The sequence below is a fragment of the Kitasatospora sp. NPDC092286 genome (assembly GCF_044755565.1).
Lineage (GTDB): Bacteria > Actinomycetota > Actinomycetes > Streptomycetales > Streptomycetaceae > Kitasatospora.
In genome coordinates this window covers 117,436-130,961 of the sequence record NZ_JBIVRD010000012.1, presented here as the reverse complement: position 1 = coordinate 130,961, position 13,526 = coordinate 117,436, and the positions used below count along the sequence as shown (strand labels likewise).

At 74.7% G+C, this 13,526-nt stretch carries 14 protein-coding genes; 5 read left to right on the top strand and 9 right to left on the bottom strand.

Annotation, left to right across the window (positions count from 1 at the left end; translation table 11 throughout):
* Positions 1–73 precede the first annotated feature (73 nt).
* Both ACIQIB_RS15005 and ACIQIB_RS15000 read right to left on the bottom strand, forming a co-directional pair.
* Positions 74–358, bottom strand: coding sequence for a ferredoxin (locus ACIQIB_RS15005; protein ID WP_363606217.1), 285 nt, complete (start codon positions 356–358; stop codon positions 74–76).
* On the bottom strand, positions 355–1,563 hold the full coding sequence (locus ACIQIB_RS15000) for a cytochrome P450 (RefSeq protein ID WP_363606216.1): 1,209 nt from the start codon (positions 1,561–1,563) through the stop codon (positions 355–357). The genes ACIQIB_RS15005 and ACIQIB_RS15000 overlap by 4 nt, the downstream gene beginning before the upstream one ends.
* A 402-nt stretch (positions 1,564–1,965) precedes the next feature.
* Between ACIQIB_RS15000 and ACIQIB_RS14995 the strand changes: the two genes are divergently transcribed.
* The 4 genes from ACIQIB_RS14995 to ACIQIB_RS14980 all read left to right on the top strand — a co-directional run bounded on the left by ACIQIB_RS14995 (position 1,966) and on the right by ACIQIB_RS14980 (position 4,421).
* Positions 1,966–3,051 (top strand): S-(hydroxymethyl)mycothiol dehydrogenase, encoded by a 1,086-nt coding sequence (locus ACIQIB_RS14995; RefSeq protein ID WP_363606214.1) that lies wholly within the window; start codon positions 1,966–1,968, stop codon positions 3,049–3,051.
* Positions 3,048–3,680, top strand: coding sequence for an MBL fold metallo-hydrolase (locus tag ACIQIB_RS14990; protein ID WP_400651695.1), 633 nt, complete (start codon positions 3,048–3,050; stop codon positions 3,678–3,680). Before ACIQIB_RS14995 ends, ACIQIB_RS14990 begins: the two co-directional genes overlap by 4 nt.
* Positions 3,681–3,791: 111 nt before the next feature.
* Positions 3,792–4,193 (top strand): pyridoxamine 5'-phosphate oxidase family protein, encoded by a 402-nt coding sequence (locus ACIQIB_RS14985; RefSeq protein WP_400758239.1) that lies wholly within the window; start codon positions 3,792–3,794, stop codon positions 4,191–4,193.
* Between the two features lie 63 nt (positions 4,194–4,256).
* Positions 4,257–4,421: a hypothetical protein gene (locus ACIQIB_RS14980; RefSeq protein ID WP_363606208.1), complete on the top strand. Its 165-nt coding sequence runs from the start codon at positions 4,257–4,259 to the stop codon at positions 4,419–4,421.
* A 135-nt stretch (positions 4,422–4,556) separates the two neighbouring features.
* Here ACIQIB_RS14980 and ACIQIB_RS14975 read toward each other — a convergent pair whose 3' ends face one another.
* From ACIQIB_RS14975 to ACIQIB_RS14960, 4 genes are all read right to left on the bottom strand, one after another.
* On the bottom strand, positions 4,557–6,200 hold the full coding sequence (locus tag ACIQIB_RS14975; protein ID WP_400758236.1) for a M4 family metallopeptidase: 1,644 nt from the start codon (positions 6,198–6,200) through the stop codon (positions 4,557–4,559).
* A 280-nt stretch (positions 6,201–6,480) separates the two neighbouring features.
* On the bottom strand, positions 6,481–7,677 hold the full coding sequence (locus tag ACIQIB_RS14970; RefSeq protein WP_400758234.1) for an alpha/beta hydrolase family protein: 1,197 nt from the start codon (positions 7,675–7,677) through the stop codon (positions 6,481–6,483).
* Positions 7,678–7,839: 162 nt separating this feature from the next.
* Positions 7,840–9,141: a DUF5685 family protein gene (locus tag ACIQIB_RS14965; protein ID WP_400758232.1), complete on the bottom strand. Its 1,302-nt coding sequence runs from the start codon at positions 9,139–9,141 to the stop codon at positions 7,840–7,842.
* Positions 9,142–9,262: 121 nt separating this feature from the next.
* Entirely contained in the window at positions 9,263–9,850 is a 588-nt protein-coding gene (locus ACIQIB_RS14960) for a DinB family protein (protein ID WP_363606202.1), read from the bottom strand.
* Positions 9,851–9,998: 148 nt separating this feature from the next.
* Here ACIQIB_RS14960 and ACIQIB_RS14955 point away from each other — a divergent pair, with 148 nt between their 5' ends.
* Positions 9,999–10,481, top strand: a complete 483-nt coding sequence (locus ACIQIB_RS14955; RefSeq protein WP_400758231.1) for a GNAT family N-acetyltransferase — start codon at positions 9,999–10,001, stop codon at positions 10,479–10,481.
* 61 nt (positions 10,482–10,542) lie between these two features.
* On the opposite strand, the gene ACIQIB_RS14950 is transcribed toward ACIQIB_RS14955, so the two are convergent.
* From ACIQIB_RS14950 to ACIQIB_RS14940, 3 genes are read right to left on the bottom strand one after another with little or no spacing between them, the layout of a single operon-like run.
* Entirely contained in the window at positions 10,543–11,775 is a 1,233-nt protein-coding gene (locus ACIQIB_RS14950; protein ID WP_400758229.1) for a cytochrome P450, read from the bottom strand.
* A 30-nt stretch (positions 11,776–11,805) separates the two neighbouring features.
* Entirely contained in the window at positions 11,806–13,200 is a 1,395-nt protein-coding gene (locus ACIQIB_RS14945) for an NAD(P)/FAD-dependent oxidoreductase (protein ID WP_400758227.1), read from the bottom strand.
* A complete protein-coding gene (locus ACIQIB_RS14940; RefSeq protein WP_363606198.1) occupies positions 13,190–13,423 on the bottom strand; it encodes a ferredoxin in 234 nt (77 codons plus the stop codon). Before ACIQIB_RS14940 ends, ACIQIB_RS14945 begins: the two co-directional genes overlap by 11 nt.
* Positions 13,424–13,526 lie beyond the last annotated feature (103 nt).

Below are 13,526 nucleotides of genomic sequence, written 5' to 3'. Positions count from 1 at the left end.
CCGCCCGTCCGGGACGGGCGGACCGTCACCGGCGCCCCGCCCTCCCGGGGAGGGCGGGGCACCGGCGCGGGCGTCACTCGGCCGGGGCGAGCCGGTGGCCGTGGCGGGCGGAGTAGAGGGCGATCGCCTCGACCGGGCAGAAGTCCACGGCCTCGGCCAGCGCCTCCGTCAGCCGCTCGCCGTTGCCGTCACCGCCGCCGCCCGCGCCGTCGACGGAGCCGCGCACCGGGCGGGCCAGCCCGTCGGCGCCGAGCGCCAGCGAGCCGGGTGCGGTGAGCGCGCACATCCCGGAGCCGATACAGCGGTCCCGGTCCACCCGGACCACCACGGCGTCGGCGTCCGCCGCGTCGGCGGTCACCAGGCGACCTGGAGGGAGTTCGGGCTGCGCGTCAGCAGGCCGCGCCGCCAGTCGATGTCCGTCGCCCCGGCGAGCCGCAGCGCGGGCAGCCGGCGGGCCAGCCGGTGCAGGGCGAGTTCCAGTTCCATCCGGGCCAGCCAGGCGCCCAGACAGTGGTGGGGGCCGGCCCCGAAGGTGTACATCGGCGCGGCGAGCGGGGAGAAGAGCTCGGTCAGCAGGTCCCCGGTGAACACCCCGGGGTCCTTGTTGGCGGCCCCGGTGTCGGCGGCCACCACGCTGCCCGCCGGGATGACCACCCCGCCGATCTCGACGTCCTCCACGGTGCGCCGCAGCAGCCCGGGGAGGATCTTGGCGTCCCCGAGCGGGACGGCGCGCAGCAACTGCTCGGTGGCCGCGGCCGCGCTCTGCTCGTCCGCGGCGAGCCGCTGCCAGGCGTCCCGGCCGTCGCCGAGCAGGTAGACCAGGGCGTTGCCGAGCGTGGTCATGGTGGTCTCGTGCCCGGCCACCACCAGGCCGATGACGAGCGAGACCAGCTGCGCCTCGCCGATGTCGCCGCTCTCGTCGGCCGCCGTGAGCAGACTGCTGACCAGGTCGTCGCCGGGGGCGGCGCGGCGTTCGGCGATCAGCTCGGTGCCGAACGCGGCGAAGTCGTCCATGGCCGCCCGGATCGCCTCGGCGGAGAAGGCGGTGGCGGAGAGCGCGTGGTCGCTCCAGTGGGCGAGGCGCTTGCTGTCGAGGCCGTCCAGCCCCATCAGGCGGCTGATCACGGCGATCGGCAGCGGGCGGGAGTAGGCGGCGACGATGTCGGCGGGGGAGCCCTGGTCGATCAGCTCGTCCAGCAGGGACTCGACCACCGAGGCCACCCAGGGGCGCCAGCGCGCGATCGCGCGCGGGGTGAACGCCCGCTGCACGGTGCGGCGCAGCCGCTGGTGCCCGGTGCCGTCGATGTTCAGCATGCTCTGCGGGTCGTCCAGGATGTTGGGGGTGAGCGACAGCGGCGGCGCGTCGGCGGCGTACAGCGGGGCGCGGCCCAGACGCGGGTCGGTGAGCACCTGCCGGACGTCGGTGTGCCGGCTGACCAGCCAGACCGGGGTGCCGGTGGGCAGCGCGGCCAGGCGGGGCGGGCCCGGCTCCAGGTGGCGCAGGCAGTGCAGCGGGATCAGGGGCGCTTGGGCGGTGCCGGTCGCACTGTTCTCGGCGGACATCCGTACTCCAGACTCCAGGGCGGTGGGCCGCACGGGGCGGCCCGACGGGGGGTGGATCCGGGGAGGTGCGCGGGCGGGGACGGTTCGGCGCGGGTCGGGGTGGTTCGGCCGGGGTGGTTCGGTCGGGGTGTGGCAGGTCAGCTTCGACCGTACGTGGGTGACGGTCCGCAGTCAGCGGCACTTCCAGCCATCGGCGGCCGGTTCAGGGCACGATGACGGGTGCTCGGTGCCGTGCGCGCGCCCCGGCCGACGCGGCCGGCCGGGCCGACCGGGTCACGGTGAGCCGGATCACCAGGCCCGTACGCCGGGGGCGCGGCCGGACGGGCGCTACGCTTCGTGGGCAAGTCATTGATGCAGGTCACGCCGGTGCGGAGGCGCGCCGGCCGACGGAGGTGGAATCGGATGGCCCAGCAGGTCAAGGCAGTCATCGCGCGCGCCAAGGGCGCGCCCGTGGAGGTCACGACGATCGTCGTGCCCGACCCGGGACCGGGCGAGGCGGTGGTGCGGATTCAGGCCTGCGGTGTCTGCCACACCGACCTGCACTACCGCGAGGGCGGTATCAACGACGAGTTCCCGTTCCTGCTGGGCCACGAGGCGGCGGGCATCGTCGAGTCGGTCGGCGCGGGCGTGACCGAGGTCGAGCCGGGTGACTTCGTCGTCCTCAACTGGCGCGCGGTCTGCGGTCAGTGCCGGGCCTGCAAGCGCGGCCGGGCGCAGTACTGCTTCAACACCCACAACGCCAAGCAGAAGATGACCCTGCTGGACGGCACCGAGCTCTCCCCGGCCCTGGGGATCGGGGCCTTCGCCGAGAAGACCCTGGTCGCGGCCGGGCAGTGCACCAAGGTCGACCCGGCCGCCGACCCGGCCGTCGCCGGGCTGCTGGGCTGCGGTGTGATGGCGGGCATCGGCGCCGCGATCAACACCGGCAACGTCGGCCGCGGCGACACGGTCGCGGTGATCGGCTGCGGCGGGGTCGGCGGCGCCGCCGTGCTCGGCTCGCGCCTGGCCGGCGCGTCGAAGATCATCGCGGTGGACATCGACGACCGCAAGCTGGCCACCGCGCAGCGGCTCGGTGCCACCCACACCGTCAACTCCCGTACCAGTGACCCGGTCGAGGCGATCCGCGAGCTGACCGGCGGCCACGGCGCGGACGTGGTGGTCGAGGCGGTCGGCCGTCCGGAGACGTACAAGCAGGCGTTCTACGCCCGCGACCTGGCCGGCACGGTCGTCCTGGTCGGCGTGCCGACGCCGGAGATGGCGCTGGAGCTGCCGCTGCTGGACGTGTTCGGCCGGGGCGGCGCGCTGAAGTCCTCCTGGTACGGCGACTGCCTGCCCTCGCGGGACTTCCCGATGCTGATCGACCTCTACCTCCAGGGCCGTCTGGACCTCGGCGCGTTCGTCACCGAGACCATCGACCTCGACCAGGTGGAGCAGGCGTTCGAGCGCATGCACCAGGGCGACGTGCTCCGTTCGGTGGTGGTCCTGTGACCACCGCGCGCATCGACCGGCTGGTCACCGCCGGCACCTTCGAACTCGACGGCGGCAGCTGGGAGGTGGAGAACAACGTCTGGATCGTCGGTGACGACGCCGAGGCCGTGGTGATCGACGCGGCCCATGACGCCGACGCGATCGAGGCCGCCCTGGGCGGGCGCCGGCTGCTGGCCATCGTCTCCACCCACGCGCACAACGACCACATCGACGCGGCCCCCGCGCTCGCCGCCCGGACCGGCGCGCCGATCCTGCTGCACCCCGACGACCTTCCGCTCTGGAAGCTCACCCACCCCGAGCGGCTGCCGGACGCCGAACTCGCCGACGGCGGGCGGATCGAGGTGGCCGGCACCGTGCTGACCGTGCTGCACACGCCCGGGCACGCGCCGGGCGCGGTCTGCCTGTACGCGCCGGACCTCGGGACGGTCTTCACCGGCGACACCCTCTTCCAGGGCGGCCCGGGCGCCACCGGCCGGTCGTTCTCGCACTTCCCGACCATCATCGACTCGATCCGCGACCGCCTGCTCTCCCTCCCCCCGGAGACGGTGGTCCGCACCGGGCACGGTGACCCGACCACCATCGGTGCCGAGGCCCCGGCCCTCGCCGACTGGATCGCCCGCGGCCACTGAGCCGTGCTCGCCGCCGAGGCGGTGCGGCGTCGCCAGGACCTGCGCCGAGGGGGTGCGTCGCCGTCCGGCCCGGTGCCCGCGCACCGGGCCGGACGTCGTACGATCGCGGGCATGGCCCATGATCCGCGCGAGCTCGACGACACCTTTCTCTCGTTCTGGCGGGAGCGGCACATCTCCACGCTGACCACCCGGCGGCCGGACGGTTCGCCGCATGTGGTGCCGGTGGGGGTGACGTACCAGCCGGAGACGGCGGTCGCGCGGGTGATCAGCAGCCGGACCAGCCGCAAGGTGCGCAACGTGCTGGCGGCCGGCCCTGCGGGGATGCGGGTGGCGGTCTGCCAGGTGGACCGGGCGCGCTGGTCGACGCTGGAGGGCGTGGCCGTCGTCCGGGACGAACCGGGGGAGGTGGCCGAGGCCGTGCGCCGTTACACGGAGCGGTACCGGGAGCCGCGGGTGAACCCGGACCGGGTGGTCATCGAGATAGCGGTCGACCGGGTGCTCGGCCGGGCGTGATCCGGCCGCCCGACGGCGGGGGTGTTTATCGGCTGTTGATCGCCGGGGCATAACGTCGGGGGCATGAACGAGAGAACGGCCGAGGTGCCGGGTGCGCGGGTGCGGCCCGACGGGCGGATGACAGAGCAGGACACCGAGCGGTTCCGGGCGCTGCTGGCGCGGTTGGAGCACTCGCTGGCGGCGGACCGGCGGACGGGGCCGGCGGCGGTCGCGAGCCGGGATGTGTGAGCGCGGGCGGTCGGCGGCCGGTGGTCCGGTGGCGGTGGTGCCGCTCTGGCAGCGCGGGCCGGGACCAGGCGGGGGCGCACACCGGCCCGAGACGCGGGGGCGCCCCGGGCCGGTGGCGGGTGGTGGCGGCGAGGGTCATCCGACCGCGACGGCCGACCAGGCGGCGGCGACCGCGGCGTACTCGGCGCTGCCCGCGCCGTAGAGGTCGGTGGCCGCCTTGAGGGTGGCCGTCCGGGCGCCGGCGTACGTGGTGCCGGACGTCATGTAGACGGTGAGTGCCCGGTACCAGACCGCGCCGAGCTTGTCCCGGCCGATGCCGGTCACGGTCGAACCGTCGCAGGTGGGGCTGGAGTAGGTGACGCCGCCCACCACCTTGGTGCCGCTGCCCTCGGCGAGCAGGTAGGCGAAGTGGTTGGCGACGCCCGAGGAGTAGTGCACGTCGAGGTTGCCGACGCCGGAGCTCCAGCAGTCCGCCGACTTGGTGTCCTTGGACGGCTGGTCCATGAACCGCAGCGCGGCCTTGCCGAAGCCGGGCTTCACGATCTGCTCACCGATCAGGTAGTCACCCGGGTCGGCGGGGTTGGCGGCGTAGAACTCGACCAGGGTGCCGAGGATGTCGGAGGTCGCCTCGTTGAGCCCGCCGGACTCGCCGGAGTAGGTGAGCTTGGCGGTCCGCGAGGTGACGCCGTGCGACATCTCGTGCCCGGCGACGTCCAGCGAGACCAGCGGCCCGAAGGTCGTCCCGTCGCCGTCGCCGTACGTCATGCAGAAGCAGCTGTCCTGCCAGAAGGCGTTGTTGTAGCCGCTGCCGTAGTGGACGCGGTTGTACGCGCCCTTGCCGTCGCCGGCGATGCCGTTGCGGCCGTGCACGTTCTTGTAGTAGTCCCAGGTGACGTCGGTGCCGTACTGGGCGTCGACGGCGGCGGTGGCCCGGTCGGCGGTGGTGCCGGTGCCCCAGTGGTTGTCGGCGTCGGTGAAGAGCACGGCGGGCGCCCGGCTGATGCAGATGCTGCCGATGCAGAGGTCGGTCTTGTTCTGCGCGTCGCCGGTGTAGGTGCCGCCCCGGGTCGGGTCCTTGAGCTGGTAGGAGCCGCCGGCGGCGGTGGCCTCCAGCGGGACGGTGCCGCTGTAGAGCGAGGCGCCGTCGCCGGTGACGGTCTCGATCGCGTCCCAGGTGGCGATGGTGCCGCCGGTGGCCGCGTCCGACAGCACCGTGCGGGCGACCGGGTTGCCGAGGTAGTCCTGGCCGGCGGCGGTGGTCTGCCAGGCGAGCCGGGGCGTGCCGTGCAGGGCGTCGACCACCAGCTCGGCCGTGGCGTCGGCGTTTCGGATGGCGGGGCCGAGGGCCCGGACGGCCTGGGCCCGCGCGGTGGCGGCCGGGACGGCGGGCGTGGTGGTGGGCACCGCGAGATCGCCGGCGGCGGCCCGGTCGGCTCCCGTGAAGGCGCCGCCCGGGGCGAGGTGGACGACCAGGTCGCCGCCGAGCACCGGCAGTCCGGCGAAGGTGCGGTCGTAGCGGACGTGCCGGCCGCCGTCGGCGTCGGCGACGACGTCCCGGACGGTGCGGCTCTGCGCCGGGGTGATGCCGAGCCGGGCGGCGTTGGCGGCGAGTGCCGCGTCGGCGGCCGAGACGGCGGCCGAGGAGGGGGCGGCGGCGGAGGCGGCCGGGCCCGGTTCGGGGGCGGCGAAGGCGGTGCCGGGCAGGGCGGTGGCGGTGAAGGTGACCGCCGCGACGGCAACGGCTATGGCACCGGCGGTCGTTCGGATACTGAACGGCATCGTGCTCCTCGGGTTCTCGGCGAAGGCCGCGGCGGCGGCGCACGGCAAGGTGCGCCGCCGAGCGGGCGCGGCGGCTGGACGCGGTGAACTCCGGCAGCGGTGAAGCGTGCTGAGGCGTGGTGGCGCGTTGCGAGGGGGCTGCGCGCCGCGCGCGGCAGGACGTGCCGAGGGGTGCGCGCGGGGGCGGGGGCGCTGTGCGGAGAGCTGCCGGGAGAGCTGTTTTACATGCTCAGGTCACGGCGCGTCCAGAGGTTCGGCCCGAACTCGTCGAGGAAACGGCCTACTTGGCGAACAGGACCTCCGGATACGCCGCCGAGGGCGCGTCCAGCAGCCGGGCCGGACGGTTGAGCAGATGCCGGTCGAAGAACGCGCCGAGGTACGCCCGGGTGGCGGCGAGCGCACGGTCGCCCTTGATGGTGCCGTACTGCCCCTGTGCGGTCTCGGGCGGTACCTGGTCGCGGACGCCGAGGGAGTCCACCAGCCAGTGCACGTCGCAGAACGACAGGTGGCCGCCCTCCGGCAGGTCCAGCCAGCGCTTCCAGCCGGTCAGGTGCTGCCAGGTCTCCTCCCAGTTCGCCGTCGGGGACGCGCCGGCGTGCCGCTGGGCGCCGAGCAGCAGCACCGGGCGGGAGAGGCCGTCGGCCGGGAGCGGGACGAAGACGTCGCCGTCCAGGTTGGCGGCGGCGCGGATCCGCCCGTCCTCGCGCATCGCCTCGATCGCGCTCGCGCCACCGATGGAGTGACCGGCCGCGCCGATCCGGGAGCGGTCGATCTGCAGCCCGCGGACGAGCCCGGGCCCGGGCGCGGTCAGCCGGTCGATCAGGAAGCCGATGTCCTTCGCCCGGCTGAGGGTGACCTCGGCCGCCCGCTGCTCGTCCACCCGGTCGCAGATCAGGCAGGACTCCACCCGTCCGTCGGGGAACTGCACGACGGTCTCGTAGGTGTGGTCCAGCGCGGCCACCGCGTAGCCCCGGGCCGCGAGGTCCTCGGCGAGGGCGGTGAGGGAGGTCCGGCTGTAGCCGTAGCCGGGGGAGAGCACGACCAGCGGGTGCCGTCCGGGCGCCGGCACCGTACGGGCCTTCACCCCCGTGCCCACGGTGCTGAGGTCCGGGGTGCCGTACAGGGCCGTGGACACCTCGGGGGAGATGTAGGGCAGTTGCTCGCCGCGCGCGGACTGTGCCGGGTACCAGAGGGTGGCCATCAGTTCGCGGGTGGCCGCGTCCGGCCGCCAGGGGTCGTGCCGGCCGGTGTCCACCAGGTGGACCGAGGTGGCGCCGACCGGCCGGCGGGTGGTGGGCGCGGGCACCTGCGGTGCGCCGGCCGCCGCGTCGGCGGGTGAGCCGAACGAGGATGCGGTGGACGGCGGTTCGGCGGTCGGGGAGGCGGCCGGCGCGGCCTGCGGGCCGGCCAGCGAGAGCAGGACGGCGATGGGCACGGCGAGCAGCGCGGCCGTCCGCCACCGGGGGGTTGTCGACATGACGCCACGTTAGGTCCGCGACCGCCGTCGGCGCGTCCTGCGGGCGGCGTAACCCGCTCGGCCGCAGGACGGAGCCGCCACGCCGGGCGGGCCCGCCGCCCGGATGAGCCCGCCTCCACCCAGGGGGCCATTGCCGGGCGTCCGGGCCCGGCCTGCGCCGGTTCAGCAGCTGCCGCAGTCGCAACCGCCGTCGCAGCCGCACCCGTCACAGCAGCCGCCGTCCCCGCAGCACCCGTCACAGCAGTCGCACCCGTTGCCGCAGCAGTCGCAGCCGTCGCCGCAGTCGTGCCGGGAGCACCAGCCCTCCCTGCGCTCGCGCGAGAACGGGTCGTCGTGGTCGCAGCACATCAGCCGGCAGGTGCAGGCCATCAGCGCCCAGACCGCGCAGCCGGCCAGCAGGTTGCGCGGGTGCGGGGGCGGGGCGCCCGGCGGGCTGAAGCCCGGTCCCTGCGGCACCCACGGGGGGACCGGTGCGCCCGGCTCGCCGGGCGGTGCCTGGTCCGGGTCCTGCCGGGGCGGCGCCTGGTACGGGTTGCCGGCGGTGCCGGTGCCGGTGGTGCCGTCGGTGCCGGCGGCCGTCCGGGTGCGGCAGGAGACGGCGTGCGCGGCCGGGCCGAAGACCCGCTCGACCGCGCGCTCGGTCTCGTGCGCGAGCAGGACGTGCACCAGCGCCCGGTCGGTCAGCTCCACCTCGCGCAGGGCGAGCCGGATGCCGTGGACGGCGTCGCGGCAGAGGCGTTCGGCCTCGGCGCGGTCGGTGCCGGTGGCGGTGAGCGGGTTCCAGGCGCCGCTCGCGGCGTCGGCGGCCTGGTCCTCGGCGGCGTCCAGCAGATGGGCGAGCCGGCCGAACAGCCGGCCGGCCTCGGCCAGCGGGGCGGCGTTGCCGGGCCGGCCGGCCAGTACGGCGGTGTGCGTGAACGCCGCCGAGGTGGCGCTCTCGGTGGGCTCGGTGACCAGCAGGACGGAGCCGCCCGGTGCCAGCTCCCGCTCCAGCCCGCCCTGGCGGGAGGCGGCGTCGAGCAGCACGGCGGTGTCGAAGCCGACCGCCGAGGCACTGCCCGCGCTCTTGCGGTCCCAGCGCCTGGTCACCGCCCGGGCCCCGGCGGCGACCGGACGGCGGGCGAACACGCCGTCCCGGTCCTCGACGTGGTCGCGGATCTTCACCGAGGCGAGCGCCAGCGAGACGGCGGCGGCCAGCCGGGCGCCCTCGCCCCTGGCGACCGACGCGGTCCGCATCCCGCGCAGCGGGCAGGGCCCCGCGGTGCGGCGCCAGGAGGCGTCGTCCTTCGCGCTCTGCGCCTCGACCAGCACCGAGATGATCAGGCCGTCGTAGTTGGTGGCGGTCCGGGCCAACTGGCCGTGGTCGTCGCGCAGCGCGAGGCAGAGCCCGCACAGATGCGCCATCCAGGACGTCTGCAGCCGCTCCGAAAGCCGGTGTCTGCACGGTCTGATGATGCCGAACATGATCCCCCTCGCCGGGCCGGGCCGAGCCGGCCTCTGGCTGCGGACATCATATGATCAGCAGCTGGTAGCTCTGATGGGCCGTACCCGCCCGCGAACCGCCCCCGGCCTCCCGCTCTCCCGACTACGCGCCGTGGTCGGCCTCCTTGGCCGCCCGCTCCACGCGGTTCCGGTGGTCCTCCCACCACACGGCGTCCCCGGGTGCCATGTTGCCGCTGTCGCTCCGCTGCCCCACGGCCCCGTCGACGAGTTCCCGCACGATGTCGGCGTGCCCGGCGTGCCGGTCGGTCTCGGCGATCAGGTGGACCAGCGCGCGGTGGAGCGTCACCTCACTCCGCCGCCCCCAGGGCACCCGGCCGACCGCGTCCAGGGGCAGCGACTCGATCGTCGCGTCCGCGTGGGCCCATACCCGGCGGTACAGTCCGACGATCTGCTCACGGGTCTCGTCGGGCCTCGCCCACAGGTCCGAGTTCGGCTCGGCGTCACCGGTGATCCAGAGCGGCGGCCCGTCGAACGGCCGCCCGAAGCCCTCGCCGAGGTACATCGCCTCCGCGCCGGTCATGTGCTTGACCAGCCCCAGCAGATTGGTGCCGGTCGGTGTCATGGGGCGGCGAACGTCGTACTCGGACAGACCGTCAAGCTTCCACAGCAGGACGTCGCGGGCGTCCTGAAGATAGACGCGCAGGTCTTCCTTGGGATCCGATGCAGCCATGGGGGCCAGTCTGCCGTCCATGCGGTCTTTGTTCACCCTCTTTGTCCACCCCCCTCCGCCCGTGGCCACGCGCAGCCGCTGCCGCCCCTGCCGCGGCCAGGGCAAATGCCGTGGACCGCCCCGTGGGCGGTGCGACAGACTCGCCCGCATGCTGACTCTGCGCGTTCTCACGACAGACGACTGGCCGTTGTGGCGGGAGGTCCGCCTCGCCGCGCTCGCCGAGGCGCCGCACGCGTTCAAGTCCCGGCTCGCGGACTGGCAGGACGGCGGCGAAGAGCGCTGGCGGTCCGGCTTCCGGGCGCCCGGCGCCCACCACGTCGTCGCCCTGCTGGACGGCCGGGCCGTCGGAATGGCCCGCGGCGTCCCCGGGGACGGCACCGGGAAGGAGCTGAGGTCGGTCTGGGTCGCTCCCGGGGCGCGCGGCCGCGGCGTCGGAGACCGGCTGCTCACGGCGATCGAGGCCTGGGCCCTGCGGTCGGGCGGCACGGTGCTGAGGCTCGCCGTGATCCCGGGCAACGACCCCGCCCTCGCCCTCTACCTGCGCCACGGGTTCGCCGTCACGGAAGAGCCCGGCGACCTGCTGCCCGACGGCGTGACCAGGGAGTGCGTGATGGCCAAGCCGCTGCACTGACCGCGAGTCACCGCGCCGACCGGACGGCGCGCGGCCCGGACGGACCACCTGACAGGAAGCGCTACGGCGCCTCAAGGCCGTCGAAGGCCACGGCCAGATGGCGGGGACCGCGCAGGACCGGGCTGGGCCGGTACGGCGGCGGGTCGGCCACCAGCCGGGGATCGCGCAGCCGCCGGGCGAGTCCGGTCAGGGCGATGTGCGCCTCCAGGCGGGCGAGCGGCGCTCCGAAGCAGTGGTGGATCCCGTACCCGAAGCCGAGGTGCTGGGTGTCCTCGCGGGTCGGGTCGAAGCGGTCGGGGTCGGGGAAGCGCTTGGGGTCCCGGTTGCCCGAGGCGAGCAGCAGCCAGACCGGCTCGCCCTTGGGGAGGACGGTGCCGGCGATCTCGATGTCCTCCAGGGGACTGCGCTGGGGCAGGATGTGCACGGGCGGTTCGTAGCGCAGCAGTTCCTCCACGAGGGCGGGCGCCGTCTCGGGGGCGTCCCGCAGCCGCCGCAGCTCCTCGGGGTGGCGCAGCAGGGTGAGCATGCCGTTGGTGACCAGGTTGACGGTGGTCTCGTGGCCGGCGATCAGCAACAGGACGGCGGTGCTGACCAGTTCGATCGGCGAGAGGCTGCCGTGCGGTCCGGAGTCGGTGGCCCAGGCGGAGAGCATGTCGTCGCCGGGGTGGTGGCGGTGCTCCTCGGTCAGCCCCCAGAGGTACTGGCCGAGTTCGTGGCGGCCCCGTTGGGCCGTGCGGAGCTGCTCGGCCGGGTCCTCGGTCGGTCTGAGGCCGGCGAGTGCCGCGTCGACCAGGACGCGGAAGTGCGGTTCGTCCGCCTTGGGCACGCCCAGCAGCCGGCAGATCACCGTGACGGGGAAGGGGTAGGCGAAGTCGTCGACCACGTCGAACTCCTGCCGGCCGTCCAGGGCGTCGATGAGGCCGGAGACGGTCCGGGTCAGCTCGCCGCGCATGTCGTGGATGCGGCGGGGGCTGTGCGGGGGGCCGAAGGGCCGCATGGCCAGCCGGCGCAGCCGGTCGTGCTCGGGAGGGTCGAGCCCGATGAAGGCCGGCGGAAGGGTCTCGTCCTCGGCCGCGCCGCGCAGGGGGCTGGACGTTCCGGGGGCGCGGCTGCGCACGTCGGAGCTGATGCGCGGATCCTCGAGCAGCCCGTGGATCTCCCAGTAGGTGGTCACCAGGTGGACGCCGCTCTCGTCGCGCAGCACCGGGGTGCGGCGGAGCTCGGCGTAGAGGGGGTAGGGGTCGGCGCGGTTGCTCTGGTCGAGGATCTGCCGGACCGGGCTGGTGGAGGGCATGGGCGGGTTCCTTGGGGCTCGGCCCGCCGGTCAGGCCGGGGCGGGTGTGAAGACGACCCGCCGCTCGCTGGGCGAGTGACCGGTGAGGGTGACGGTGGGGCCGTGGCTGGGCAGTGCCGGGTCGGGGAACCGGGCCGGTACCGGCTGCTGTCCCCCGCCCGGTCGGTCGACGGCGTGGAAGGAGGGCGGGAAGGGGGCCGCGTGCTCGATCAGCCGCTGGTAGAAACCCATCCATTTCGCCTGGTCGAAGCCGACGGCGGCGATGATGCGGCCCTGGTGGCCGTAGGCGGCCACGAAGCGGCGCTCGGCGAGCGAGCCCTGGGTGACGACCAGTTCGTCGGCCATCGACGGCACTCCGACCGACTTGACGGTGACGCCGAACTGCGAGGACCAGAACGCGGGCGTCCACAGGTGCGGGCGGCGCTCCGTCCCGGGGCTGATCATGTTGTGCGCCGCGATCTCGGCCTGTGCCACGGCGTTGCCCCAGTGCTCCAGTGACAGGAACTGGTAGCCGAACAGCGGGTGGGGGGTGCGGGCCACGTCGCCCGCGGCGAAGATGTCGTCGGTGACGATGCCGTGGATGTCGAAGGCCCGGCAGCCGGCGTCGCAGGCGATCCCGCGTGGGCCCGCCGCCAGCCCGGTCCCCTCCAGCCACCCGGTGTTGCGGACCGCGCCGAGCGCCACCACCGCCACGTCCGCGTCCAGCTGGCTGCCGTCGGACAGGTGGGCGCGGCGCAGCCGTCCGGCCGGGTCGCCCTCCAGGGCGGTCACCGTGATCCCGCAGCGCAGGTCGACACCGTGGTCGCGCTGGAGGTCCGCCGCCGCGGTGCCGACGACCCCGCCGAGCGCCCCGACCAGCGGGGCCGGACCGCGCTCGGCGACGGTGACCTCCAGGCCCCGCTCCCGGCAGGCGGAGGCGATCTCCGAACCGGTGAAGCCGGCACCGATGACCAGGATCCTGCGGGGCCGCCCGGCGAGCCGTCTGGTCAGCCGGGTGGTGTCGTCCCTGGTGCGCAGGACGCAGACGCCGTCCAGCGACGCCTCGCTCTCCTGCGGCCAGGGCCGCGACCGCACGCCGGTGGTGATGAGCAGGCGGTCGTACTCCACCGCGTCGCCGTCCGCCAGCAGGACCCGTCTGTTCTCGCGGTCGAGTCCGGTGGCGGCGGTTCCGAGTCTCCACCGCGCGTCCACGGCCCGCCGCCGGGGCAGGTCGGTGTCCTGCGGCAGCACCTGGCCCAGGAGGACCTGCTTGGACAGCGGTGGCCGGTCGTAGGGTTCGTACGGCTCGTCCCCGACCAGGGTGAGCGATCCGCCGAACCCCTCCTCGCGCAGGTGCTCGGCGGCGCGCAGCCCGGCGAGCGAGGCGCCGACGATGACGATGCGGCCGCCTCTGCGGAACGCCCGCACGGCGCTGTCAGCAGCCATCGCCGTGCCTCGTCCGGGTGTCCCGGGAATCGTCCAGGCGGTCGACGAGAATGGCCTGGACCGGGCAGGCGGCGGCCGCGCGCAGCACGTCGTCGCGGTGCGCCTCGTCGAAGCGGGGCCGGTACATCAGGGACTCCTCGCCGTGCAGTTCGAAAACCTCGGGTGCCAGGAAGACGCACTGGGCGAACGCCTGGCAGCGGTTGAGATCGACGACGACTCTCATGCCGACCCTGCCCCTCTTCCGTTCTTCCGTTTCGGCTCTTCCGTCCCGACGGCCGCGTGGGCGGGTTGCCCGCACGGCCGGATGACGGCGGCTCCCTCTTCCA